Source organism: Streptomyces sp. NPDC016562 (assembly GCF_043076955.1).
Classification (GTDB): Bacteria; Actinomycetota; Actinomycetes; order Streptomycetales; family Streptomycetaceae; genus Streptomyces.
This window is the reverse complement of sequence record NZ_JBIBRZ010000001.1, coordinates 945971-970409: the sequence shown is the minus strand read 5'-3', so window position 1 is coordinate 970409 and position 24439 is coordinate 945971. Positions and strand designations below refer to the sequence as shown.

Here is a 24439-nt window from a genome sequence, read left to right as displayed (position 1 = left end):
AGTCCAATCGGCCAACGCCCTTCTGCGCAATGCGCGGTCCCGACCAAGGACGCTGCGCTCCCTCAGCGGAAAGCCCAACCGGCGCCGCTGATCAGGAGAAATGGGCCCGGAGACTTTCGTCGTTGACGGGCTCGGTGACCGTGCCACATGGTGGGGGACATGGGATCTGAAGGCGCGCAGCGCAGCCCCGAGGAGGCCTGGGCGGAGCTCCTGGAGACGAATCGTCCTCGATCGGCTGAGGAGGAGCAGTCCGCGCCGTCCCTGTGGTGCCTGCTCCAGGCAGCCAGGCGCGAGCCGTTGCTGAGTGCGATGTATCCGTGGATCTCGATGCGACAGCTCAGCCTGTCGGCTTCCGACAGCTGGGAGGAGCAGGGCCATGGGCCGCTTCCAGCGATGTTTGCCCGCCCGGATGCGTATGAGGTCGTAGGCCGTACGAGTGGGGGAGACCGTGTCGGCTTCGAGACGGCCGATCCCGTCGAGGCGGTCGCCTTCGCAGCCGATCTGATCCATGACCGGCAGGCAGCTCAGGGTAAGGAGGCGCACGTCTGGTCGGCTGAGGCGGAAACAGTGCTGCGTGGTGCGGGCTGGTATCCCGGGCGAAGCGTCGACACGACCGTGTGGCGAGAGCAGCTGGAAGCGGACGGCTTTCGTGTGCACGCTGCCGCCGAGGGCTTTCTGCGCGAGTTCGGCGGCCTGACGGTGGCCGGCGGTGGTCCCGGGATCACCAGAGCACGGGAGGCGTTCTCCCTCCATCCCCTGCATGCGCTGGGCGAGGACGACCGCTTCGGCGAGTGGGGCGAGGAGATCAGCCGCTGCCTCTTCCCCGTGGGCGAACTCGACCACGGTCACGCGTTCCTCGGACTGGACGAGCAGGGCGAACTGTATGTCGTGGACAACTGGCTGGCCCGGTTCGGCCGTATGCCCGAGGCCATGGAGAACCTCGTCCTCGGGGTGATGCCGGTCCACATGCCCGACCCCGACCACTGAGGCCCGCACCCGGGGCCTCAGTCGTGGGCGGGCCGCTCCCGTACGGCCGTGACCAGCCAGGAACTGCTGCGCAGCCAAAGCGCGCCGGCGTCCTCGTACGGGCGCAGGGCCTCGATCAGCGCCCCGCGGGCGCGCTCCTGCACCTCGGGCGTGACCTGGCTGAGCAGGTGGCGCCCGGGGCCCGAGTCGAGCAGGAAACCCGCCGCGTCCTCGGCGTCCCTGCCCCAGTTCCCGGCGGCTTCCACGCGCTGCGCGCGGGCCCCTTCGAAGCCGGCCGCGGCCAGGAGGGCGAGGGTGTGGTCGGGGTCGGTGAGCGAGAACATCCCCGGAGCGCCGGGCGCGCCGAAGCCTCCCAGCGGCAGGATGTCGCCCAGCGAGGCCAGTGCCCGCAGCCACTCGTTGGACTCGGCTTCCGCCGCGCAGATGAAGGCCAGCCTGCCGCCGGGACGCAGGGCGCCGCGGATGTTGGTGAAGGCGGCGACCGGGTCGCCGAAGAAGGTCATGCCGTAGCGGCTGATGGCCGCGTCGAAGGAGCCGGGCTCGAACGGGTGGACCTGGGCGTCGCCCTGGGTGAAGGACACATTGCGCACCCCCTCGTGTGTGGCGCTCGCCCGGGCCCGCTCCAGCATGGGACCGGACAGGTCCAGACCCACGGCCCGGCCTTCGCTCGCCCGCCGGGCGGCCAGGCGGGTGGTGCGGCCGGCTCCGCAGCCGATGTCCAGCACGTGGTCGCCGGCGCTGATGTCGGCGGCGTCGAGCAGGCTCTGGTTGAAGCCGTCGTTGATGGCGTCCCAGCGGTCCTGGCTGCGGGCCCACTGCGCACCCTCGTAGCCGTTCCAGGCTTGCGCCTGCGCGGTGTTGGCGGTGGCGGCGGTGGTGGAGGTGGTGGCAGTGGTGGCGAACTGGTCCATGCGGCGCATCCGTCCCGGCGGGGACGCCAAGCGCCCCGCCCCCTAGTATGGGCAAGTGCCCAAACAGTATGGGCACTTGCCCATACGTGCAACAGGCTTGGTGGAAGGGGTTGTTGTGTCACCTCGGGGAGTGGCGATTCCGGACCTGCGGGAGCGGCTGTTCGCAGCCGCGGAGCGGGTGGTCGCGCGGGACGGCGCCGCGGCCCTGACCAGCCGTGCCGTCACGACGGAAGCCGACTGCGGCAAGGGGGTCCTGCACGCGCACTTCACCGGCCTGGACGAGTTCATCGCCGAACTCGTCCTGGACCGCTTCGCCCGCAGCGCCCACCACGCGGAAGGGCTGGTTGCCCGAGTGGGCCAGGGCAGCGTCGAGGGCAACCTCCAAGAGATCGCGCTCGCCCTGCTGGAATCCCTGCACCCCGCGGTGGTCGGACTGGCCATGACCCGCCCGGCGGCCGCCCAGCACACGCGGGAGGGCTTCCGGTCCGGCGCGCCGGCGTTCGACGCGATCCAGCACTCCCTGACCGCCTACCTCCGGGCGGAGCAGGACTGCGGGCGGGTGGACCCGGGGGCCGACGTCGCCACGATCGCCCTCGCCCTCGTCGGCACCGTCCACCACCTGCTGATGACGCGCGCGCCCGGCGAGAGCGCGGATGCGCGCGACACGACCGCACGCCTGCTCGCCGTCCTGCTCGGCCCCGACCCGCAGGGGCGCCCCTGATGGAGAACCCGATACGCCGACCAGCCCCGGGCGGCGAAGGCCACCGGGGGCTGGTCGGCGTAACGGCACCTGTGTGCCGGTCCGGCGGAGCGATCAGGCGGCGGGCCGGCTGGGCGAGGCCGAGGCGCCTGCGCCGCCGCTGGTGAGCGGCCACTCGCGCGAGAGGCTGCCCAGCGGAATGCGGTGCTCCAGCAGCGGAGTTCCGAAGATGGACAGCTGCAACTGGAGGTGGCCGTTCAGGTCGAAGCCGCCGTAGAGGCCCCAGGTCGCGACGGCCGAGGCGGCGCCGTTCGTGGCCGCCGCCGCGGTGGCGGTGGCCTCGCCGCGCAGGTACGGGGCGAAGTCGGCGGCGAGCCCGACCACCCCGTACAGGCCGACGGACGCCTCCGCGCCCAGGGTGGTCTTCGCGGTGCCCGCGGCCGTGACCGACGCCTTGACCGGTGAGCTCTTGACGTTCGAGCTGCTGGCCGGGGTCCAGCCCTTGCCCTTCGCGTAGTCGGCGCCGACCCGGAAGTCACCGCTGACGTTCTGCTCGACGTCCAGGGTGATGCGGCCGTCCGCCTCCACCTGGAGGTAGCAGGTCAGGTCCAGGTTGACGACGACGGGCACGTAGCCGACCTGGATCACGGGGTCGGCGTGCAGCTTGGCGAACGGGATGCGGTGCTTGACTCCGCCGGCCGCCCGGCCCTTGAGCTGCCACTGGGCCTGCCAGGCGCCGGACATGCCGAGGTGGTGCCGGTGTGCGCTGCCGTCGTACGCGAACTCCACCTCGGGCGCGAGCTGGACGAATCCGGAGACCGAGGCGGCCGCTGAGGCGGGGGCGTCCTCGGCGGTGGCGATTGCCGTGCCGACGTCGAGGCGCAGGCTGCCGAGGGGCAGCTTGGCGCCGTTGGGCCCGAAGCTGGCGCCGCCGGTCTTGGCCCAGGAGACCTTCACGCCCTGGAGGAGGGGTTCGACGCCTACGGTCGACGGGTCGACGGGGACCTGTCCCTCGGCCTTGTCGTCGGCGAGGAGCGCGCCGAGGTCGGACGGCTTCGTCTCGACCTCGGTGCCCTGAGCGGTCTGGGCGCCGACCTTGGTGACCTCGGCGAGCACGCCGTCGGGGGCGCCGGGCACCGGGGCGCTGGCGATGATGTCGCCCGCCTTGACGGGGGCGGGGGCAGAGCCAGTGCCAGGGGCTGAAGCGGAGGCGGAAGGCTTGGCACCGGGAGCGGCGCTAACGCTAGGGGAGCTCTTCTGCGCCTGGGATATGACGGCCCGTCCGGTGCCCTTGTCGAACGAGGCGACCTTGAGTGAGGTCTTGCTCGCCGTTGAGCCGCCCGCGCCCGGCCGCGTCACGGCCGCAGGGGTGGCCGCACCGGCGGGCGCCGCGGCGACGTCGAGCTGCTGGGAGCCGTCAGAGGCGGACGCGCGGGCGGCGGAAGGGGAAGCGGCGGCAGAACCGGCCGCGCTGGAAGGCGAAGAGCATCCGCTGGCAGCGAGGGCTAACGCGGTCAGAGTGACAGGGGCCAGGAAAGTCCTGGTGAAGGCACGCACAGTGGTCCTCCGGCGATGGTGAGAGGGGGGTCAGCCGGTGTTACCCGGTGTAGTACTCGCGGGTAACAAGGCGGAAGCATGCCATGGGCTCACTGCCATGTCACATTGCCTGTGCGTCAATGCACGACTACGCAACGCAGTTGACGCTCCGTCAGCGACCAGGCTGCGCAGCCGTCCGGCCTTGGCGCCGCAGCCCGAGCTCAGGAAGGGCGAGCCCCATCCCACCCCGCGCCGACCGAGCCGTCCCGGCACCTACCGCCCACAGTTGGCGCGAACTCGGCCCCATCTCGGCCGAATCCTCCGCTGAACGTCCCATCGACCGGACCCGCACTGCCTGCCATGAGAGGCCTTAACGTCCCGAGCCCGGAGCCACCGAGCCCCTCCACCGCCTCATCGACAAGGACAAGCAGGAGAAGAATCGGGAAAAGGCCATCGCTACATGCAACGATGTGTGGGGTGATCACAAGGGGACGAGACTCCGGTGTGACGAGTACCCCTTCGCTTCCAATCACCGAGTACAGCACCACCGCCCGACCGGACCGCAGGGTCGTGGAGGTCTACGACTCTGACGCCTACCTCGGCGACGAGGAGGCGCTGCAACAGTCAAGGACTCAGGTAGTCGCCGGAAACGGGTATCACCTCTACCTGCACAGCCTTCAGCCCGACATCGAAGTACAAGTCACCATCAGGGTCTGGGACACCCCTCAGAAGCCCCCGGAAGACGCTGAGGGCACGGTCCCTGTCTCTCTGGAATCAGAGACGGGCCAACTCGTCGTCAACCAGCTCACCTTCGGGCCGGCGGGCATGATGGATCTGCCTCGGCCCGGTGTCTACGACGGGCACGCGGCATGGAGTGGCCGGGACGCCACGGCCGCCTACTACGACGCGTGCCTTCAGCGCGCTGTCGATGAGCAATGGGGCGCGGACCGGATCGGAGCAGCATGGAAACAGTGCTCCACGGCTGAGCAGTACACCCTCGACCTCTGGTTCGTAAGGGAATCCGAACCCGAGGACGAGGACGACGAATAGCCTTGGGGACTGCTCCCCGGAACACCAGATGGGGCCCCGTCGCTTCCGTCCCGCGCGGGAGCACGGGCCCGTCCATCAGCCGCCTGAACATGGCAGCGTCAGGGTTTCCATGATCGCCTTTCGTGCCCCGCCGGTGCCTGTAGTAACCGCACGACGACTCCCCGACGCAGCTGGTCGAGGCGGCTGCGGATCAAGCTTCGGTACGACGGCGTGCGCGGCATCAGGCGCCCGCGTGGACGTGGGCGGCCCATACCGACGGCAGGTTCGGGTACTTCGTCCTGAGCTTCCTGACCGTGCGATGGACCGCCGCCGACGCGCACAACGCGCCGGATCGGTCCGCCGTCAACTCGTCGTAGATCTGCTGACTGAAGGCTGGTGCCACGACATCGTCGATGCGCCAGAGCGTGCCGATCACCTGGGAGAACCCGGCTATCTGAAACGCCGCCAACGGGTGGATCGCCTCGTCGGACAGGCGCGCGGTGGTGCGGGCCGTGTCGCAGGCCGACAAGAACGCGAACTCCGCGTTCCGCAGGCGCAGCCGAGAAAGGTCCAGCACCCGAAACGGCGCGCGGTCGTGGTCGTGCAGCGCGAGGTGGCTGTCCGAAGGGTTGTCCGGGTCGCTGTACCCGTGGCAGGCGAAGTGCGCCCAGCCACTGGCCGGCAAGGCGTCGAGAACGGCGTCACGAGTCGCCTCCGCGCCGACCAGGACCGTGGCGCCGGGTATGAGAGCGGCCAGGTGGTCGGCTTCCGCCTGTGCGCCGGGCAGGTCCGGGGCGTCCGGAGTGTGCGGCATCGCGACCACCAGAAGCCGCGGCTCGCTCCGGTCGTCGCGGCGGCTCGCGCGGGCGTGGGCCAGAGCGCGGATCGTCGGGGTCGTCGAGGAGACGACGCGGTCGAGGAGCGCAGGTCCGCCGTCGCGGTGGTGGCCCGCCGCGTGCAGGGGGAGCAGGCTGAGCGGCCCGACCGGGGCCCACCAGATCCTGGGCCACGGACCGTCCGCGGCCGGTTCCGCCGTCAGCCCCAGTTCGCCGAGCACGGGGCCCGCGACGGTGTCCCACAGCCATGCGAGCGTGTCGTGGATCGTCCGCTCGGCGACCAGCCGCCCCTCGGTGAACGCGGTGTGCAGCGCGTGTACGCGGTGACTCACGGCCTCTTCGCTCAGCCCGTCGAGCGCCCGTGACCGGACCCCGTCCGGCGTGACGATCAGCGCGTCACACCGGTGCCGGCTGACGTTGACGTACACGATCGGGCCCTCGTGCGCCTGCGCGGTGAGGTCGGTGAGCAGCGGGGGCCGCAGGAACCGCTCCATCCCGGGCAGCGCGCGGATCCGGTCGATCACCGCGTCGAGCTCGTCGGCGAGGGCCACGCGGTCTCTGGGGGTGTCGGTTTCGAACTCCCTGGTGAGAGCCTCGAAGCAGTCGGCAAGCTCAGGTGCCCGCGCGCGCAGGTCGGACAGGTCGCCGCGGCTGTCGAGTGCCTGGGCGGCGAGTACGCAGCGTCCGGATTCGAGCAGCGTCACCGCGCTCACCTCGTCACCGACGGCCAGCGCGCACGCGGCCGCGTCGGCGGCGACCCCGGCGTACCGCCCGAGCCAGTACTGGGCGTCCTCGCGGCCCAGGCGGCGCCCGGCGAGCCGGGGCAGCAGCCGGACCGCGACGGCGTAGGCCTCGGCGGCCACGTCGAACCGCCCGGCCTCGGCGGCCAGACGACCCCACCGGTCCGCCCCTTCCGCCCGGCTCTCCGCCGGCGATCCGGCGGACGCCGCCGCCTCCCGGTAGTGGTCGAGCGCCTCCGTCAGCGCGTCGCCGTCGCCGAGGTGCCGGAAGGCGAGCGCGAGGACGTCGGCGACGCCGGTCAGGAAACCCGCCCTGGAATAGGCCTCCTGCTCGGGCCTGCGCGCCGCACTCCGGGCCAGGGCGACCGCCTCGGCGATGACCTGCGGATCCGGCGGCTCGCGTCGCGCGCCGGCGGGTGCGACGGGGTTCGTGCACCAGTCGCCGAGCGCGCCGGCCAGGCTCACGGCGTACTGGGGCCAGTGCGGGCTGTCCTCCGGAGTCGCTGCCACGGACGCGCGACGCGCGGCGATCGCGTCCCACAACGCCTTCCGGTCGCCGAACTTTTCATACGCCATCCCCAGCACACCGCCGAGATTGGCCAGCCGCCCCGCTCGGTTCGGGTCGTCGTCCGCCGTCACGTCCGCGGCCGCGCGCTGCGCGGCGATCGCCTCGTCGAGCACGCTCGCCTTGCCGGTCACGGTGAACCAGTCGGACAGCATGGTGCCGAGGTTGGAGAGCCGCTGGGCCTGCCCGACGACCAGGTTCGCGCCGAGGCGGACCGACTCCCGCGCGTGGTCGACCGCCTCCGACAGCACCTGCACCTCACCGGTCACCAGGAACCGGCTGTGCAGCATGACGGCGAGGATCCCGAGCGAACGGGGGTGCTCACCCTGCCCGACGGTGGCGTGGGCCGTACGGCGAGCGACGTCGATCGCGTCCATGACGTGGGCCAGCTCTCCGGTCGCGCGGAACAACGCGTACAGGTTGACGGCGAGGTTGCCCAGGAACTGGACCCGTCGGGGATGGCCCGCCGACGTGCACGCGATCGCCTCCCGCTCGATGGCGACGGCCTCCGCGAGCGCGGCGTGGTCCCCGAACTCCTCACCGTGGGTGGCCAGCGCCGTGGCGAAGTGGTCCAGCCGCACGCCACGGTTGGGGTGCCCGGCTGGGGTCGCCGCCGCCACGGAGCGCCCGTGCTCGATCGCCCGCTGGAGCAGGGCCGCGTCCCGGGTCCGCAGGAACTTGGCGGCGTACCGGCCGCACATTTCGGCTTCGGCGTCGGCGCGTTCCAAGCCGGGGGTCCATCGCGGGAGCTCGCCGGTGAGCGCGGCCCAGTCTCGTTCCGTGGTCGTCAGCTCGATGCTGTTCTGCGTGTGCCGCGGATCGGTGACCGGGGTGTGGGCCACCAGCGTCTGCCGGACCCGGAGCAGTTCGGCCAGATCGTCCCGCGCTCCGCGGGCCTGGTAGTGGTCGTCGAGCAGGTACGCGAGGTTCTTCAACCGGTCGAGCACGTCCGACGACCCGGCCGGCGTGAGTTCCACCGCTCGCCGTGCGGCATCGACGGCTTCTTCCATGACATCCGTCTCACCGGTGTCATGGATCCAGTCGCGCAGGACGACGGCGAGGAAGTGCAGGCTCGTCGCGGCGATTTCGTCGTCGGGGGAGCACGCGACGGCGGCCCGCGCGTGCTCGATGGCTTCCGCCAGGGGACCGAGCTCCCGGTCCACGGCGAAAGCCGTCCGCAGCGCGACCACGAGGTTGCCCAGGTAGAACGCCTTGTCCGTGGACGGTTCCTCCTCGACGGCCGTCCGGCTCCAGTACAGCGCGTCGGCCAGGGTTTCGTGGTCCCGGTTCTGCAGGTACGCGGTGTGCAGCAGCATGCCGAGGTTGTTGGCGCGGCGGGCCGATTCCTCTGGGCTGTCGTACGCCCGGACGTAAGCCTCCGTGACGTGCTTGACGGCTTCCTGCAGGAGCGCGAAGTCGCCGGTCTGGTGGTAGCGGATCTGCAGCAGGCCCCCGAGATGGGAGAGGACCTCGCCGCGCTCGCCCACGTCCTCGGCGGCCAGCACGGCACGGCCGAGGTCGATCGCCTTCTCGACCGACACGGGGTCCGCGCTGTGCCGGGCTACGCGAAACGCCTCGGAGAACCGCTCGGCCGGTCCGCTCGCGGGCCTGCCGCTCACGCGTCAGTCCCCGTTGCCGTTCGAGGTGCCGGCCCGGCCGCCGGGTGCCTCGTCCGGCTCGGCGACGGTGGCTTTGGGGGTGTAGCCGCGTTCCGCGGCCTCCTGGAGCAGCGCCACCTCTTCGGGCGAGAGCTCGGGTTCGTGCGCCATCATCACTCCTCCTCCGGCACGGCCGCCGGTGATCCGGCTTCGACGAACTCCAGTACGTCGAAGTCTTCCGCCCGCAGCCGCAGGCCCGCCGTCCCCTGCACGCGCACGCCGAACGACCCGTCGGCGCCCATCACGCGCGCCGACTCGAGGTACAGCTCGGCCGGGTGGGGGTACGAGGAGGCGTACGACCGGTCGCCGTACCAGCCGCCCGCCCAGTTGCCGTCCTTGAGCCGCACGCGCACGAAGCACGGTTCGCGGTCGCGGAACGCGTGGTCCCAGGCGCTGGGCGTGCGCAGGAACCGAGCCTTGCGCCGCTGCCGATCCACCAGGGAAACGGTGACCGCCGCCACGGCCGGCACGACGAGGAACAGCACCAAGGCGACGAAGCCGACCACGCGGGGCCGCTCCACGAAGCCGTCCCAGCCGCCGCCGGTGCCTCGAACCAGGCGAACCAGCGCCGGCCCCGCCACCACGGCGTACAGGGCGTCCAGCGCGATCGACGCGACGATCGCCCGCAGCACCCGCTCACCCAGATCACGCTCACCGGGCACCGGCCCACGGCGGCGCTCCCGGACGAACTGGTAGGTGACCCCGGGCAGCACCAGAAGGACGAGCAGGACGAGCTGCACGACCGTCGTAGGCGCCTGCACTCCCCACCCCCATGTCGCACGGACTCCGGTTCCATCAGGCTACTGGGCTGACGCGAACGACGGGAGGAGTACCGGCTGTTGGGGCGGGCAGACCAGCAAGCGGGCGGGCCGCGGCCAGGGCCCTCTCACCCGCGATGCGACAGGTATGCGAGGAATTTCCGCGGGAGGAGAAACGGTCTGGGGAATGGCGGGAAACAGCCAGGGGAAAGCGAAACGCGAGAAGCCCGGCCGGTCCATTCCGGAGGAAAGCGCGTACGGAATATTCATCCGGAGGCGGGCGGGTCCACATAAAGCAGCTGGGGCCCCGCACCGAAGGGTGCGGGGCCCCAGCTCATGCTGCGGGGGTGCTTTAGGCGGGAACGATGTTCTCGGCCGTCGGGCCTTTCTGGCCCTGGGCGATGTCGAAGTTCACCTTCTGGCCCTCCTGCAGCTCGCGGAAGCCCTGGGCGGCGATGTTCGAGTAGTGGGCGAAGACGTCAGCGCCGCCACCGTCCTGCTCGATGAAGCCGAAGCCCTTTTCCGCGTTGAACCACTTCACGGTGCCAGATGCCATGTCAATCTCCTTCGGGGTGCGCCGGAGTCCGCACTCTGCGAGCTCCGTGTCGCCGTGATGATCACCCGTCCGGAAATGACCGGAAATACAAAAGTGCTTCCGTCGGCCCGAAAGCCGGTGGAGGCACTTGGAGTTTTTGGGAACCACAACTGCAACTGAGATCGACAGTAGCACAGTGAGATCGGCGGTGCGCGGTGAATGATTTCACTCGGACTGTTGTGTGAGATTCCCTCACCGCGCGTCGCCATGGTATTTCACTTCGCCGTCACAGATATGCGGGCGTCCGGGACGAAGTGTTTCCCGGCCCGGCCCCTCGGGGCGCCGTTACGGACCGGCCAGCTCACGCACCGTCGCCATGTCGCTGAAGGGAAGGAGGTCCCCGCCCACGATCTGGTGCGGCTCGCTGCCCTTGCCCGCGATCAGGACCGTGTCGTCCGGGCCCGCGGCCGACAGGGCGAAGGCGACGGCCTGACGGCGGTCGGTGAAGCGTTCGAACGGGGTTCCCGTCGCCGTGAGGCCGGGGACGATCTGGTCCAAGATCGCCTCCGGGTCCTCGTGGCGGGGGTTGTCCGACGTCAGGACGCACAGGTCCGAGTAGCTCCCGGCGATCCTCCCCATGTCGGCGCGCTTGGTGGTGTCCCGGTCCCCGCCGCAGCCGAAGACGGTGATGACGCGGCCGCGGGCGAAACCGCGGATGGCGCTCAGGACCTTGTCCAGGGAGTCCGGCGAGTGGGCGTAGTCCACGATCACCGAGGTCCCGCCCGGGGTCTGGAACCGTTCGAACCGGCCCGGGACGGGCGGCATCTGGGCGAGCGCGGCGACCAGCCCCTCCAGGTCGTGCCCCAGGACGTGGCAGGCCGCGACCGTCGCCAGCGCGTTGGCCACCGAGAAGCGGCCCGGAACGGTGATCGCCGCCTGATGGGTGCGGCCGCCGTGGTGCAGGGTGAAACGGGTGCCGGAGGCGTCCGCCCTGAGGTCGGTGGCCCGGTAGTCCGCCGCGGAGTCGAGGGCGTACGTGGTCACCGCGCCCGGCATCATCGCCTGGATGCCCGCACCGACGGCGTCGTCCACGTTGACCACCGCGTGCCGGCACAGGCCCTCGAACAGCCGCAGCTTGGCGTCCCGGTAGTTCGCCATCGTGCCGTGATCGTCCAGGTGGTCCTGCGTCAGGTTGGTGAAGACCCCGACGTCGATGAACGTCCGGTCCACCCGATGCGTCAGCAGGGCCATGGAGGTGGCTTCCAGCACGGCGCTGCCGGCTCCCGCGTCACGCATACGACCCAAGAGGTACTGGAGGTCCGGTGACTCCGGCGTGGTCAGTGCCGACCTCGGCATCGGGATCAGTGCGTCACCGATCCGGCTGCCGGCCGTCCCGATGACCCCCACGCTCGCGCCCTCGGAGATCCGTAGCACCGACTCGACCATGTACGAGATGGAGGTCTTCCCGTTGGTGCCGGTGATCGCCACGACGTCCATCGCGCGTCCGGGCTCACCGAAGTAGCGGGAGGAGACCACGGCGGCCGCCTTGCGGGTGTCGGACACCGTCACGACGCACGCACCCGGCGCCGCCGCCCCGGCCGGAGCCGGAAGGTCCCGCGCCTCGGCGCCGACGAGTACGGCCACCGCGCCGCGCGCCAGGGCCGGGCCCACGGCTTCGAGACCGCCGCCGTAGTGGCCGGGCACCGCGATGAAGAGACACCCCTGGGACACCCGGTCGAGGTCGAAGGTGATGCCCGACGTGATGCGGGTCGTCTCCGGGTCGCCCTGGAGAACGTCATGGTCGTGGCCTGTCAGCAACCCGCTCAGCTTCACGGTGGTCCCTTCGAAGTTGGCTCGGGCCCGTCGTGCGGCCGAAGCCAGGCGGCAGCGCCGGCGGTGCGCCGGTGTCTGCGGTGAAGCAGTGGGGCAGGGCGAACGGGGGCGAACGGGCCGAACCGCGGCCGCGTCCGTCTCAGGACTCCGTCACGGGAGCCGGTCGCAGGAATCCGTCGCAGGAGTCCGTGCGGCGCGGGCAGCAGGGCGGCTCAGCCCCCGCCGGCGAAGCCGCGGGGAGGACCCGGGGACGAGCCGGGGCGAACCGGGGATGAGCCGGGACGAACCGGGGATGACACAGCGGCGGGGCGCCGGAGGCGATCGCTAACCGTGGCCGTGCAGCGCGCCGCGGCCGACCGAGGGGGCCTCGCCGGCCGCCGCGGTCACCGGGCGAACGCCCGCCGGGCCCGTGGGAACCGGACACGGCACACGGGTGGCCTGTGGCAGACCCTCCCCAGCGGCACGTGTGTGATCCATGGGCCGAGTGTACGTCGGGGAGAGGTCCTTCCTCGCCGGTGAGCGCGGGGGCGGCCCGCGGCACACGGGCCGGCCGCCCGCCAGGGAGCGCGCCTACGGGACCCCGGCCGCTTCGCTCGCAGCGCCGTATCGGTGCTGCCCGGTCTTCTCAGGCCCGGGCGCCGTCGACCCCGGCGCGCGATCCCACGCGTGCGCGGCACGCGTACTTCGTCGATTCCACCGTACTGCGTGCCACGGCCATGGCTTCGAGCAGGAGTTCGGTGGTGTTGCCCTCCGGCGCCGCTTGCTGGGTGCGCAGCAGCAGGGCCGCGCAGGTGAGCGCGTCGGAGGCGGCGCTGAGCTCCGCCGTGGTGCGCGGCACCCGGGAGTTGCGCAACTCCGAGGCCAGCATCTCCAGATACGGAACGACTGTCGTGAGGTCCACGGCCGTCTCATGTACGGCACGCATAGAACGACTCCCTTTTCCTAGCCCGGAACCGGGACGCCGTGCGACGGCGTCCCGGTGGGGAACCACAGAGGTCATGCAGCCTGGTCGGTCTTGGTGACGAGGTAGTTGCCGAGGACGAGGTAGTCGATCTCGGTGCTCAGGAAGCACTTCACCGCATCGACGGGGGCACACACGATCGGCTCGCCGGCCACGTTGAACGACGTGTTGATCAGGCACGGCACGTCGGTCAGTGCCGTGAACTCCCGCAGGAGCCGCGACAGGAACGGCTCGGCCTCGTCGGTGATCGTCTGCACCCTGGAGGTGCCGTCGACGTGGGTCGCACCCGGAATGATGTCGTGGTACTCCGGACGCACCGGGAACACGAACGTCATGTACGGGGAACGGGACTTGCGGCCCATCTCGAAGATCTTCGGCGCATCGGACTCCAGCACGATCGGTGCGAACGGCCGGAACGGCTCGCGGTGCTTGACCCGGGTGTTGATGACGTCCTTGATGTCCGGGAACTTCGGGTTCGCCAGGATGCTGCGGTGCCCCAGCGCCCGCGGCCCGTGCTCCATCCGGCCCTGGAACCAGCCGATGACGACCTTGTCGGTGAGCAGCTTCGCCACCTGGTCGACGACCTCGTCCTCGGTCAGGCGCGTCCAGCGCACCTGGTCGCTGAACTCGTTGAGGGCGCTCTCGATGGTCGCGGTGTCGTACTCGGGCCCGAGGTACGGGGTGACCGTGTCGGCGTACTTCACCTCGGCGGTGTTGTCCGGGTGGTTCGCCCAGGCGAAGACGGCGGCGCCGATGACCACGCCGGTGTCGCTGGCGCCGAAGCTCACCTCCATGTCCTCGAAGCGCGAACCCTCCAGCAGCTTGGTGTTGTTGACGCAGTTCAGCGCCAGACCGCCCTCGAAGAGCAGGTGGTTCAGGTCCGTCTTGGACTCCAGTGCGCGGACCTGGTGGCTCGTGACGGCCGTGAGCAGGTCCTGCGCCGCCGCGGCCACCTTGGCCTTGTACTCGACCGTGTCCTGGTACGGGCCGAAGCCCTTGACGAACAGGTCGTCGAAGCAGCGCGGGTTCGCCGGGTCGTGCGGCATGACGAGGCTGTACCGGCCGCCCTCGTGCAGCCGCACGATGTTCTCCAGGAACGGGTTCGGCGAGGGGGCCTCGGCGAAACCGGAGAGGCCCATGACCTTGTATTCGTCATTGTTGGGCACGAAACCGAGGAATCGCGTGATGGCGGCGAACAGGTTGCCCAGCGAGTCGTTCGCGCTGATGAGCGAGTCTTCGAACACCTTGATCCGGCCATCGCGGATTTCACCGGTCAGCGAGGACAGAAGTTCCGCGCGACCGTCACTGATGAGGAATGCGGTGTCCTTCTGGCCCGCCATGTAGTAACCGGTCATGGCGTGGGCGAGGTGGTGCTGGACGAACACCACCTTGTCCGGGTCGGGGGTGAACCCGGTGCGCGCGGCGAAGTCGGCGAGCATCGCCTCGCGCCCGACGGCCTTAATGAAGAGTTCACCGATGCGACGCAGCCGGTCCACCTTCTCCGCGGGACTCAGCGGGGCCGACGCGAGGTCGTGCATCGTGGCATCGAAGACGTCGTTCGAGAAGTTCCACGGAATGGCGATGACATCGATGTCCGAGAACTCGATGCCCGCGTGTTCCAGACACCACTGGACCGCGTTGATCGGGAAGTCGGAGGTCTTCTTCTCGCGGTTGAGCCGCTCTTCCTCGACGGCGGCGACCAGCTTGCCGTCCACCAGCAGCGCCGCACCGGAGTCGTGGCCGAGAATGTAGTGCTTCTCGGTCCCGACCGCACCGAATTGCGTCGCGAATACCTCTGCACCCAGGGTGAAGCCATTGCAACCCAGGACAATCATGATAAATTCCCTTCGCTGTTGAGCGGCGGCATGTATTCGATCCGACGGTGGGCGAGCAGGCACCCGGAAGCGTCGAACAGGGCGATGTTCTTTTTGCGCATTCAGCCGGACTTTCTCGTCGAAACATTCGAATGGCATTCGGCCCTGAAAAATTTCTCCGCCACGGTACCGGAGCCGATCAGCCCCCTGCAAGGTTCGAAGCACACTGTCATGGATGCGTTTCTCACGACATCCCCGAGGGCAAGATGGCTTGATCTGTTCCCTGTAATCCGTCCTTGTAGCGGAATCGTGCATGCGATTTCACGGGTCGACACCAATGCATTGCCGACGCCGAGAGGAAAAGACGACAGGGGGGATCGCGGCGTGCCGGATCGTCGGCACTCCGGGCCGGGTCTCAAGGCCGCGGCACCTACCCGGTGCCGGTACGCGCCACGGCGCGCTCAGCGGGCCCGGCGCTGGGGGACGGACGCCGCGGCCTGGGCGAGCAGTCCGTCGACGAAGGCCTGGAGACCGCGGGGGTAGGTGTTCTGCGGGGCCAGCTTGGCCCACTGGTCGTTCAAGGCGGCCAAGTGCGGCAGCTGGGTGGCGAGCAGGCCGCTGAAGTCGCGGGAGACGGGGACCTCGTCGTTCGCCCAGGCGCGTTCGGAGTGGGCGCGGACGAGGATCTCGCCGACGGTGTAGTACCAGATGCTGCGGAAGACGTAGACGGACTGGGCGGGTGTGCATCCGTGGTCGATGGCCCCGGCCAGGATGACCTCGACTAACCACAGGGCGGAGTCGCCCAGTCGCATGATGAAGCCGTCGGTGGTCAGGACTTCGGCGGCCCACGGCCATGCGGCGAGGGAGTCGTGGATGGCGGTGGCGGCCGCGATGATGCGCTCGCGCGGCTCGGCCGGCAGATCGGGGTGCGGGATCTGGTCCGCGTGCTCGTGGATCAGCAGGAGCAGCAAGTCCTCTTTGTCCCGGACGTGGTGGTACAGGGTCGTGGCCCCGATGCCGATTTCTCCGGCCAGCCGGCGGATCGTCAGCTTGTCCCAGCCGTCCCGGTCGATGAGCCGGCGGGCCGCGATCAGGATCTGCGTACGGGACGTCACGGGGGGTCGGCCGACACGGCCGTGCGGTGCTGCGTTGGGAGACATCGCCCCATCATGCACTAGCCGAACGCGGCACCTCAGGCCCCTGCGCTCGACATCGAGCCGGTTCTGGTGTTAATTTCAGAACGGGTTCGGAAACCCTGAGGACGGAGGCCGGTTCATGGGCACGTGCTGCACTGGCGCATGCGTGACTACGGGACGAACTCCCGTGAAACACAGGGGAGTTCGCCCTCTGCTAGGCCTACGCGGAGCACCGCGTGCGGGTGTGGCCGCTACCGGTACTCCACGGTCAGCGCTGCCTGGGTGTCCTTGTTGACGAACAGGTAGGCCGTGGCCGTCTGGTCGAGCTCGAACCGCAGACGCATCTGGGTCCGCCCCGAGCGGTTCACCGCGGACAGACCAGCGGCGGACAGGTTGGTGGAAGCCTTGCTGCCGGAGGTGAAGGGGCCGATCTCTGCGGCGGCCGGAGCCGTCGTGGCAGCGGCCCAGTCGGAGCCCTCCACCGCGCAGCCGCCGAGGCAGCCGCTCTGGACGTCGACCAGGAGCCGATTGCCGGCGGGGCTGGCCCACGGACTGCCGGATCCGCCGCTCCTCGTCAGGGTCACCCAGGCCCGGGTGATCTCCCTTCCGGACGGGACGGCACTGGTGTCGAAGGACAGGACGGTCCGGTTGAACTTGCCGTCGGCGCCCCGTCCCAGTGCCAGACCGTAGGTCTCCTCCAACGTGCCGACGGCCGGGCCCGAGCCGTCACCCGCGGCCTTGATGTAACCGTCCTCTGCGTCCACGCTGGGCAGCGTGACGGTTCCGGTGGGCGGCGGGGTCGAGCCGCCTCCGCCCAGGGCCTTGACCATGCTCATGATGGTCTCGATCTGCCGGCCGCCGTGCCGTGCGTAGTCGGCGTCGCCGAGGTAACCCCACCAGTTCCAGCAGCCGTTGGGGTTGTCGAGCGTCGTCGTCGCAAGGGCCTGGGGGTACAGGACGATCAGGTTGTTGGTGTCGGCGTACTCGTTCAGGTAGGCCCTGTCGATGAACTGGGAGCCGAAGCCCTGGTACGAGTAGCCCTGCTTGCAGCCGTGGAGAGCGACGACCACCTTGCAGGCCGCGCCGTTCGCGCAGCCGGTGGGGACGTAGACGAAGCCCTTCTCGTCCATCGAGATCGGCTTGGCGGCGCCGCCGGGTGCGTACTTGTTCTGGTCGAAGCGGATCAGGCTGCCGCCGGGACCCGCCGCCGGTGCGTTGACCGGGCCGAGGAGGTGCCCCAGGAACTCTCGCTCGGCGTCGAAGCCGCAGTTGTTGATCCACGGGTTGCCGGTGACGGTGCACGCGTTCGGGCCGAGCGGGCTGATCCAGGCGTGGCCGGCGGCAGTGGCGTTGTTGTAGAGGACGTCGGCGCCGAAGTGCCGGTAGTAGTCGCTCAGCGCGGTGGACACGGGGCGTTCGACGGTCGCGTCGTTGGAACCGCTGAAGACATAGACCGGATCACCGCTCAGTCCGGCCACGTCGTCGATGCTCCCCTGCGCCGACCAGGTGGCCGTGGTCTGTTGCAGGGTGGCGAGCTGGAGGTCCTGGAACACGTCCATGCAGGCGTTCAGGGCCCTGCCCAGGTCGTTCTGCGCGCAGTACTGCGGTCCGGAGGCGAAGGCGGCCGAGCCGTCGAACGTACCGGAATAGGCCACATGCAACTGGGTCGCCATGTACCCGCCGGACGAGACACCGGCGCTGTAGACGCCGTCGACGTGGTACGCCTTGAGCTCGCCGGTCACGGGAGCGATGGCGGCCGGGGTGGCCGGTGTGGCCGGGGTGGCCGCGGTGGCGGGGGCGGCGGCGAGTACGCCGACGCCGAGCAACAGCGCTGCGGCGGCCCCGCCGAGCCTTCCGAGGAATGGACGCACAAACCCTCCACTGGTGTGAGACGGCTCACCGGTTCGGACGGCTGCGACGATAGCTTCCGGTCACACCCCGTAGGCAGAGTGGCGTTTGCCACAACCGCCGTGCTCGCTATGGCGGTTGCGCCCCTGGACGCCCACGGCCCAGGACCAGTGCGGGGGCCCTCAGACGGCGGGCCGGCCGGGTTGTTCGCGGGTCGCACAGTGGATGCCCCCGCCGCCCGCAGCGATCGTGTCGATCGCGACCTGTACGACGTCCCGCTGGGCGAAGTGCTCCTGGAGGAGGCCGCGGACACGGTCGTCGGCCTCGGCGTCCCCGAACCGGGGCAGGAAGACGGCGCCGTTGGCGACGTAGAAGTTGACGTAGGCCGACACGAACTCGTCCCCCTCTCCCCTGATCCGTCGCGGGTCGGGCTGCGGCAGGTCGATGACCTCGAAGCGCCTGCCGCGGGCGTCCGTCGCCTGCGACAGGACGGACCGTGCCTGGTCGGCGGAGCGCGACCAGGAGTCCGGGGGAGTGCTCGGGTGGGCGCGGTCGAACAGGACCACACCGGGCGCGGTGAAGCGCACCAGGCCGTCCACGTGGGCGTCGGTGATGTCCTCGCCGCGCACGCCGGCCAGCCACACGACCTTCTCGACGCCCAACGCCTCCTTGAGTTCGGTCTCGATGGTGTCCCGGCTCTTGCCGCGGTTGCGGTCGCGGTGGACGATCGAGCTTTCGGTGATCAGCAACGTCCCCTCGCCGTCGGTCTCGAAGGAGCCGCCCTCCGCGACGAGCGGCGCCCGGGCCCGCGGGATCCCGTACTTTTCGAGCAGGGTGCGCCCCACGGCCCCGTCGTTCTCGTGCACCTGTTTCCCGCCCCAGCCGTTGAAGTTGAAGTCGACTCCGACGACCTCGCCGTCCTGCTCGGCGAAGACGGGCACGGTGTCGCGGGCCCACAGATCGTCCACGGCCAGCGGGACCACCTCGACCTGCGCGCCGCACGCCCGCTGCGCCGCGGCGGTCTGGTCGGGCCGGGCCATCACGACGACCGGCTCGTACGCAGCGACGGCCCGCGCGATCCGTGCGACGTCCTCGCGCACGGACGGCAGGTCCGCCCCCCATACGGAGGGCAGCGCGGGCCAGGACATGAACGTACGGGCGTGGCTCTCCCACTCGGCGCCCAACCGGCGCCCGCCGCCCTCAGCGCCGGGTGGGCAGAGGCGAGGGGCGGCCCGGCGGCCGGGCCTGCGGAACGGCACGGGAACTCCGATCGTTGGCGACGGCAGGCGGCGTACTGCCGGGAGCGCGGGTATGCCTCACCACTGTCGCATCGACTGAAAGGAAGGAGCGCCCATGGACACGCCCCTGGACACGCCCGCGCAGCCTCGGACCGTCGCCGCGCTCGACGCCGCGAGCGTGCGCCGGTTCACCACCGGCCTCGTGATCCTCGACCGCATCGACTGGACCGTGCGCTCCGGGGAGCACTGGGCGCTGCTCGGCGCGAACGGCGCGGGCAAGACGACCCTGCTGCGCCTCCTCGGTGCGCTGATGCACCCCACCGACGGCACCGTAGAGGTCCTGGGCCACCGGCTCGGACGCGTGGACCTGCGCGCTCTGCGGACGCGCATCGGCCTGGTCTCCAGCGCGCAGCGCACTCCCGGCAACGAGACCGCGCACACGGTCGTCCTGACCGGCGCGACCGGCACCGTCCAGCCGCTGTGGCGCATGTACGACACCGAGACCCGCGAGCGCGCCCACGACCTGCTCGCCGAGCTGGACTGCAAGGACCTGGCCGACCGGCCGTACGGTGTGTGCTCCGGCGGCCAGCGGGCCCGGATCCTCATCGCCCGCGCGCTCATCGCCGACCCGCCCCTGCTGCTCCTCGACGAGCCGTTCAACGCGCTCGACCTGCCCTCGCGCGAGGACCTGATCGACGCCCTGCACCGGCTCGCCTCCGCTCGCCCGGACCTGGCGACCGTGACGGTCACCCACCACCTGGAGGAACTGCCCCCGAGCACCAGCCACGCGCTGCTGCTGCGCGAGGGCCGCGTCCATGCGGCGGGCCCTGCCCCATCCGTCCTGACCGGCGCGTCGCTCACCGCGTGCTTCGGCCGCCCCATCGACGTCAGCCACCACGGCGGCCGCTGGGCGGCCCGCTCCGGCCGCCCCTGAACCACGAGGGGCGGCCGGGAAACAGGTGGCGTCAGGAACGCGCGCCGCCGTCGGCGGTGTGCCACGGGACGAACGCGTTCTTCAGCCCCGCCAGGACCGTGCGCAGCTCCGGATAGTGGCGCAGCAGCACCGAGATCATGCCGTTGTCGTCGATCCAGGCCATGCCCGCCTTGGAGTACACCTCGGGGGTGTAGTAGTCGGTGAAGAAGCGGTCGCTGTTCAGGCGGCGCGAGGCCATCAGGATGAAGATGCGGAAGGCCGTGTCGCTGAACGCGAATCCGGCCGGCAGCTTCTCCGCGTACATCCCGACCATCAGGTCGACCTTCTCGATGTCGCCGTCGTAGAGCCGCTCGATCTCCTCGGCCCAGACCGGGTTGTCGGTGAGGTCCTCGAAGCGTGCCGCCGGCTTCAGTCGCAGCAGGCGCCGGAAGTCGTTGTAGCGCGGGACGCCCAGCTCCCGGTTGCGCAGGATGTCCGTGGCGGCGAGGTCTTGGCGCTGCCCGTCGGGGCGCTCGAAGTCCTGGAGGAACCTGGGGAAGTTGTGCAGGGTCACCAGTCCCGGGTGGAGGGTGCCGAAGCTGTAGAGCAGATTGGCCATGCCCTTGGTCTTCAGCACGTTGAGCGCCTCCGGTCCGGCGATGTCGCGGAACGTGCACTCGCTGAGGGTGGAGTCGTCGCTGAGGGAGCGCAGGTGCCACTCGTCGCGGACGAGCGGGTGCATGCGGTAGACCGCTGCGAACTCCTCGGTCAGGGCGTACGGGACGCCGTAGTGGTCCGTCCTGCTGCCCGGGATGCCGCTGACGGTCTCGCTCTGCGAGATCCGCCCGAAGGCGCGGTGGACGCGCTCACCCGCGATGCCCCACCAGTTGGCCCGCAGCGCTGTGACGGTGGTGGGGTGGCTGATGACCGCCGGCGTCCACTCCACCGTGTGGATCTTGGCGAGGAGCGCGGCGTTGACGAGCCGTGCCCGCTGGAACAGCTCCTCGTCGTCCCAGGACGGGTAGGCGGCGTGCAGGTGGTCGCAGATCGCGTTGTGCTCCTGGGTGAACAGGTTCTGCATCATGACCAGGCCCAGCCAGAAGCCCGGTACCCGCGAGGGATCGCGCGAGGGGTCGGAGGGGCCCGGCGTCGCGTCGTCGTCGAAGAGGTGCAGCTTGCCCAGCCGGCCCGTGCGCACCTGGCGCTGCTCCGCCTCGTTCGTCCCGTAGATCTGGGACGCGTCCCACCAGTGGGAGGAGACGTTGACGCGGGTGTCGGGGGTACCGGCCGGCGACCGGGGGTCGCGGGTCGGGTCGTCCTGGGTCCGCATGATCCGCATGGGGTGTTCCGGCCACGGGTCGTCGTCCATGAGGGGGACTTCCCAGGGCCGGTCCGTGGGGCTCTTCCCGTGACTGAACCAGTCACGGACCATGAACTGCAGCCAGGCGGTGACCAGGGAGTTGACCGACTCGGCCGGGATCAGCTCGTGCCGGGTGAGCAGGGCGCGGCTGACCTCGCGCGGGTTCGGCCGCGACAGCACGCTCTCGGGCGTGGCCGGGGGGATCTCGTCCAGCGGGATGTTGCGGCCGAAGCGGGTCCCCGCCATGCCCATCCGCGGCTCGGCGAGGTCGTTGTGGCTGCCGTCGGCCGTCCGGCTGACCCGGTGCCTCGGGGAGGGCGGCGCGGGGTCGGGAAGGTTGACGGAGGGCAGGCGCGAGGTGTCGTGGAGGTTCTTCTGACGGAGTTTGACGCGCAGCCCGAGCAAGACCAGCAGGCCGGGGGTGACCGCCAGGTTGTTCCAGCCGTTGTGTCGGTCGACGAACTCGGCGATGCGGGTGATGATCCGCCAGGGTAGGGATGAGCGGTAGCCGGAACCGGACCGCCGGGGTGTGGCGCGTCGTTGCGTGCTCATCGTGGGCTCCTAGGATCGGTTCCCGGTCAGGTCGGGTGCCGTGACGCGGCCACGGCGGTTCGCGTGCGGGCGGCGTCGCCGAGGATCACGTCGCTCGCCTTCTCGCTGATCATGTAGACCGGAACGGCGATGAAGAATCCGGGAATGCGGGGGAAGACCGAGGCGTCGACGATCCGCAGCCGCTCCACACCGCGCACCTTGAAGCGGCTGTCCACGACGGCCGAGGGATCGTCGGTCCGGCCCATCTTGCAGCTGCAGGACGCGTGATGACCCCACGCCTCGTCCTGCACGAAGCGGCGAACGCTCTCGGCGTCGGCGACCTGCTCGCCGGGCCACAGCTCCTTGAGGATCACGGAGCCGGCGCTCCGGTTCATGCTGCGTACGAACGCCACGGCGGACGCCATCGCGTCGAGGTCCCGCGCCTCCTCGTCCGTGCCCTCGGTGAAGTAGTGGAAGTTCACCAGCGGGGTGTCCCGGGGGTCGGCGGAGCGCAGGCGCACCCGGCCATTGGTGTTGTGGGTACGGCTCTTGAGGATGGCCCACGTGAAGCGGTCCCGGTGGCGTGTCAGATCGCGCGAGTAGCCCGGGTAGTAGCCGCGGAAGTCGAAGGGGCCGCCGAAGACGAACAGGTCGGGGGCGTCCAGCGAGGGACGGGACTTGCGGGTGATGCCGACGACGGCGCCGTTGGTCGTGTACAGGCCCTCGCCGCGCTGCCAGGCCCGGTAGCAGCGGTCCGGCTTCGATCCGGGCTCCGGCGCGTGGAAGCCGCAGTCCTTGATGACCGGGAACTCGCGGTCCATCTGGCTCACCACGCCGACCTCGTACCGGTCCTGCAGGTTCGCGCCGACGCCCGGGAGCGGGACGCGTACGGGGATGTCGTGCCGCTCCAGCTCCTCGCGCGGGCCGATGCCCGAAAGCATCAGCAGCTGCGGCGTGTTGAAGGCCCCTGCGGCGAGGATCACCTCACGGGAGGCGAGCGCCCTGCGCGGCAGCGGCGACGCCGGAGGGTGGTGGCTGCCCGGGTCGGCCCGGTAGGCGTGCGGCTGGTCCAGGTAGTCGACGCCGGTCGCCGCCCCGTCCTCGTCCAGCACGACCCGCGTCACCAGGGCGTTCGTACGGACGACCAAGTGGTCCGGGTGGCTGCCCTGTACGTCCAGCACCCGCTCGCGGGCGGCGCTGCGCCGCCCGCCGGCCGTGGAGATCGGGACCTGCCACAGTCCTTGCAGGCCCTCGCTCTGCACGTGCCAGTCGTTGGAGTCGACGAAGGATCCGAGGCCCTCCAAGGGGGAGAGGGGCCGGCCGATGAAGTCGACGAGGGTGTCCTGCGCGGCGGACAGGATGACCTTCAGCAACTGTTTGTCCTGGATGATGAGTTCGGGGTCGGCGAGAGCGGTCGCCAGCCAGCCGTCGAACCCGTGCCGGGAGTCGTTGCGGTAGCGGGCCGCGGCGAAGGGAAGCAGCTCCAGCAGGGCGGCCAACAGCCGGTTGCCGGGCGGCTTCTTGGGCCGGCGGCGGTACGTACAGCGCTCCAGCCGTTCGAAGTACCCGCGCATGGCGGCGCTGCCCCACGACGCGTCGCCGGTCTCCCGCGCGATGTCGTCCCAGTCGTTGTTGTAGGGATAGACGGTGATCAGCGCGTGATGCGCGGTGCAGCCGCCGACCGTCCCGGCCCGCGGATACAGGATGCCCTTCCCCGGCACGAGCTTGCTGTCGCGCTGGTGCCTCTGCTCGTCCGCGTAGTGCCGTACGAAGTAGTCCCAGCGCTGCACGGGGTCCTCGGACGCGTCGGCGTGGAAGGCGGGCACCAGGTAGTTGTCGTTCTCCTCGGCGCCACCCGCGTCGAGCAGCAGGACGCGCATCCCCGCGGCGGCGAGGTTGGCCGCCAGCGGGCCACCGCCGGCGCCCGCGCCGACGACGATGTAGTCGAAACCCGCCTCGGCCGACGGGGCACCGGGCCCCGCGCTCACGTGCCCTTCCTCTTCCCGAAGTCGGCCGCGCTGGCGGCGAGGGTCGTGTTGACGGCCGAGATCAGCGTCGTCAGGGCCGCGGTACGGGGCGGCAGTTGGCCGCGGATGCCGAGCAGGGCGGCGGTCGCGGTGTCGCTCCCGTGGATCAGGACGCCCTCGCGGAGGTCCTCCTGAAGGCGGGGTCCGCGGTTGACGAGCAGATCGAGGCCGAGCAGGATCGTGCGGATCCCGAAGAGCCGGAAGGCGTAGACGGCCGCCGGACTGAGGTCACGGTCGGGGTCGAGGCGCCGGATGAGCAGCGTGGGCGTCAGGAGTCCGGCGACGCCGTTGAAGAGCCGGATGCCGGCCAGTGCGTACACCGAGACCGGACGGCGGGCCACGCGTGGCTTGGCCATGGTGTCTCCCTGAAGTGCGGCGGCTTCTGCGGCCACAACAAGGGGGGTGTCCGGCGGATCGAGCCGCCCTGGCCCCCGGGCATACAGCGGAAACGTCCCCCGAATCCACCCTAGGCGGATGGGGGTGGGCGTGCACCTCGTGGCCCGGCGGTCTGCGTGGTGGCGGC

General features: G+C 70.5%; 19 protein-coding genes. 4 read left to right on the top strand and 15 right to left on the bottom strand.

Annotated features, from left to right (window positions below; all coding sequences use genetic code 11):
- Positions 1-159 precede the first annotated feature (159 nt).
- Positions 160-987, top strand: a complete 828-nt coding sequence (locus ACF059_RS04450) for an SUKH-3 domain-containing protein (RefSeq protein ID WP_392051195.1) — start codon at positions 160-162, stop codon at positions 985-987.
- A gap of 17 nt (positions 988-1004) precedes the next feature.
- Here the strand turns inward: ACF059_RS04450 and ACF059_RS04445 are convergent, their stop codons facing one another.
- Complete coding sequence (locus ACF059_RS04445) at positions 1005-1898, bottom strand: class I SAM-dependent methyltransferase (RefSeq protein WP_392051192.1); 894 nt, start codon at positions 1896-1898, stop codon at positions 1005-1007.
- Between the two features lie 115 nt (positions 1899-2013).
- Between ACF059_RS04445 and ACF059_RS04440 the strand changes: the two genes are divergently transcribed.
- Complete coding sequence (locus ACF059_RS04440; RefSeq protein ID WP_392051189.1) at positions 2014-2619, top strand: TetR/AcrR family transcriptional regulator; 606 nt, start codon at positions 2014-2016, stop codon at positions 2617-2619.
- A 93-nt stretch (positions 2620-2712) separates the two neighbouring features.
- Here the strand turns inward: ACF059_RS04440 and ACF059_RS04435 are convergent, their stop codons facing one another.
- Positions 2713-3735, bottom strand: coding sequence for a hypothetical protein (locus ACF059_RS04435; RefSeq protein WP_392051186.1), 1023 nt, complete (start codon positions 3733-3735; stop codon positions 2713-2715).
- A 969-nt stretch (positions 3736-4704) separates the two neighbouring features.
- Here ACF059_RS04435 and ACF059_RS04430 point away from each other — a divergent pair.
- On the top strand, positions 4705-5184 hold the full coding sequence (locus ACF059_RS04430) for a hypothetical protein (protein ID WP_392051183.1): 480 nt from the start codon (positions 4705-4707) through the stop codon (positions 5182-5184).
- Positions 5185-5404: 220 nt separating this feature from the next.
- Here ACF059_RS04430 and ACF059_RS04425 read toward each other — a convergent pair whose 3' ends face one another.
- The 10 genes from ACF059_RS04425 to ACF059_RS04380 all read right to left on the bottom strand — a co-directional run bounded on the left by ACF059_RS04425 (position 5405) and on the right by ACF059_RS04380 (position 19106).
- Positions 5405-8923 (bottom strand): CHAT domain-containing protein, encoded by a 3519-nt coding sequence (locus tag ACF059_RS04425; protein ID WP_392051180.1) that lies wholly within the window; start codon positions 8921-8923, stop codon positions 5405-5407.
- 3 nt (positions 8924-8926) lie between these two features.
- On the bottom strand, positions 8927-9076 hold the full coding sequence (locus ACF059_RS04420) for a hypothetical protein (RefSeq protein ID WP_361947341.1): 150 nt from the start codon (positions 9074-9076) through the stop codon (positions 8927-8929).
- Positions 9076-9723: a DUF6338 family protein gene (locus ACF059_RS04415; RefSeq protein WP_392051176.1), complete on the bottom strand. Its 648-nt coding sequence runs from the start codon at positions 9721-9723 to the stop codon at positions 9076-9078. Before ACF059_RS04415 ends, ACF059_RS04420 begins: the two co-directional genes overlap by 1 nt.
- A 349-nt stretch (positions 9724-10072) precedes the next feature.
- Entirely contained in the window at positions 10073-10276 is a 204-nt protein-coding gene (locus ACF059_RS04410) for a cold-shock protein (protein WP_014047008.1), read from the bottom strand.
- A 324-nt stretch (positions 10277-10600) separates the two neighbouring features.
- The gene (locus tag ACF059_RS04405; RefSeq protein WP_392051173.1) at positions 10601-12088 is read right to left on the bottom strand and encodes a UDP-N-acetylmuramoyl-L-alanyl-D-glutamate--2,6-diaminopimelate ligase; all 1488 of its coding nucleotides are present in this window, start codon (positions 12086-12088) and stop codon (positions 10601-10603) included.
- Between the two features lie 625 nt (positions 12089-12713).
- Positions 12714-13013, bottom strand: coding sequence for a hypothetical protein (locus ACF059_RS04400; RefSeq protein WP_392051170.1), 300 nt, complete (start codon positions 13011-13013; stop codon positions 12714-12716).
- Positions 13014-13084: 71 nt separating this feature from the next.
- Positions 13085-14884: a carbamoyltransferase gene (locus ACF059_RS04395; RefSeq protein ID WP_392051167.1), complete on the bottom strand. Its 1800-nt coding sequence runs from the start codon at positions 14882-14884 to the stop codon at positions 13085-13087.
- 440 nt (positions 14885-15324) lie between these two features.
- The gene (locus ACF059_RS04390; protein WP_392051164.1) at positions 15325-16023 is read right to left on the bottom strand and encodes a TetR/AcrR family transcriptional regulator; all 699 of its coding nucleotides are present in this window, start codon (positions 16021-16023) and stop codon (positions 15325-15327) included.
- 227 nt (positions 16024-16250) lie between these two features.
- Positions 16251-17870, bottom strand: a complete 1620-nt coding sequence (locus ACF059_RS04385; RefSeq protein ID WP_392051161.1) for a PHB depolymerase family esterase — start codon at positions 17868-17870, stop codon at positions 16251-16253.
- A gap of 159 nt (positions 17871-18029) precedes the next feature.
- Entirely contained in the window at positions 18030-19106 is a 1077-nt protein-coding gene (locus ACF059_RS04380) for an agmatine/peptidylarginine deiminase (RefSeq protein ID WP_392051158.1), read from the bottom strand.
- A gap of 94 nt (positions 19107-19200) precedes the next feature.
- On the opposite strand from ACF059_RS04380, the gene ACF059_RS04375 reads away from it, so the two are divergent.
- Positions 19201-20019 carry an ABC transporter ATP-binding protein gene (locus ACF059_RS04375; RefSeq protein WP_392051155.1) on the top strand — a complete coding sequence of 273 codons (819 nt, stop codon included), beginning with the start codon at positions 19201-19203 and terminating at the stop codon, positions 20017-20019.
- Positions 20020-20050: 31 nt separating this feature from the next.
- Here ACF059_RS04375 and ACF059_RS04370 read toward each other — a convergent pair whose 3' ends face one another.
- Genes ACF059_RS04370 through ACF059_RS04360 form a run of 3 tightly spaced genes read right to left on the bottom strand, consistent with a single transcriptional unit; the run spans position 20051 to position 24272 of the window.
- Entirely contained in the window at positions 20051-21910 is a 1860-nt protein-coding gene (locus ACF059_RS04370) for a peroxidase family protein (protein WP_392051152.1), read from the bottom strand.
- Between the two features lie 26 nt (positions 21911-21936).
- Positions 21937-23877 carry a GMC family oxidoreductase gene (locus ACF059_RS04365; protein WP_392051149.1) on the bottom strand — a complete coding sequence of 647 codons (1941 nt, stop codon included), beginning with the start codon at positions 23875-23877 and terminating at the stop codon, positions 21937-21939.
- Positions 23874-24272 (bottom strand): hypothetical protein, encoded by a 399-nt coding sequence (locus ACF059_RS04360; protein ID WP_392051146.1) that lies wholly within the window; start codon positions 24270-24272, stop codon positions 23874-23876. Before ACF059_RS04360 ends, ACF059_RS04365 begins: the two co-directional genes overlap by 4 nt.
- Positions 24273-24439 lie beyond the last annotated feature (167 nt).

Excerpts from the sequence above, each read along its gene's own strand:
- ACF059_RS04450 (WP_392051195.1), top strand. The coding sequence starts at position 160 with ATGGGATCTGAAGGCGCGCAGCGCAGCCCCGAGGAGGCCTGGGCGGAG.
- ACF059_RS04445 (WP_392051192.1), bottom strand. The coding sequence starts at position 1,898 with ATGGACCAGTTCGCCACCACTGCCACCACCTCCACCACCGCCGCCACC.
- ACF059_RS04420 (WP_361947341.1), bottom strand. The coding sequence starts at position 9,076 with ATGATGGCGCACGAACCCGAGCTCTCGCCCGAAGAGGTGGCGCTGCTC.
- ACF059_RS04410 (WP_014047008.1), bottom strand. The coding sequence starts at position 10,276 with ATGGCATCTGGCACCGTGAAGTGGTTCAACGCGGAAAAGGGCTTCGGC.
- ACF059_RS04400 (WP_392051170.1), bottom strand. The coding sequence starts at position 13,013 with ATGCGTGCCGTACATGAGACGGCCGTGGACCTCACGACAGTCGTTCCG.
- ACF059_RS04395 (WP_392051167.1), bottom strand. The coding sequence starts at position 14,884 with ATGATTGTCCTGGGTTGCAATGGCTTCACCCTGGGTGCAGAGGTATTC.
- ACF059_RS04390 (WP_392051164.1), bottom strand. The coding sequence starts at position 16,023 with ATGTCTCCCAACGCAGCACCGCACGGCCGTGTCGGCCGACCCCCCGTG.
- ACF059_RS04375 (WP_392051155.1), top strand. The coding sequence starts at position 19,201 with ATGGACACGCCCCTGGACACGCCCGCGCAGCCTCGGACCGTCGCCGCG.
- ACF059_RS04370 (WP_392051152.1), bottom strand. The coding sequence starts at position 21,910 with ATGAGCACGCAACGACGCGCCACACCCCGGCGGTCCGGTTCCGGCTAC.
- ACF059_RS04360 (WP_392051146.1), bottom strand. The coding sequence starts at position 24,272 with ATGGCCAAGCCACGCGTGGCCCGCCGTCCGGTCTCGGTGTACGCACTG.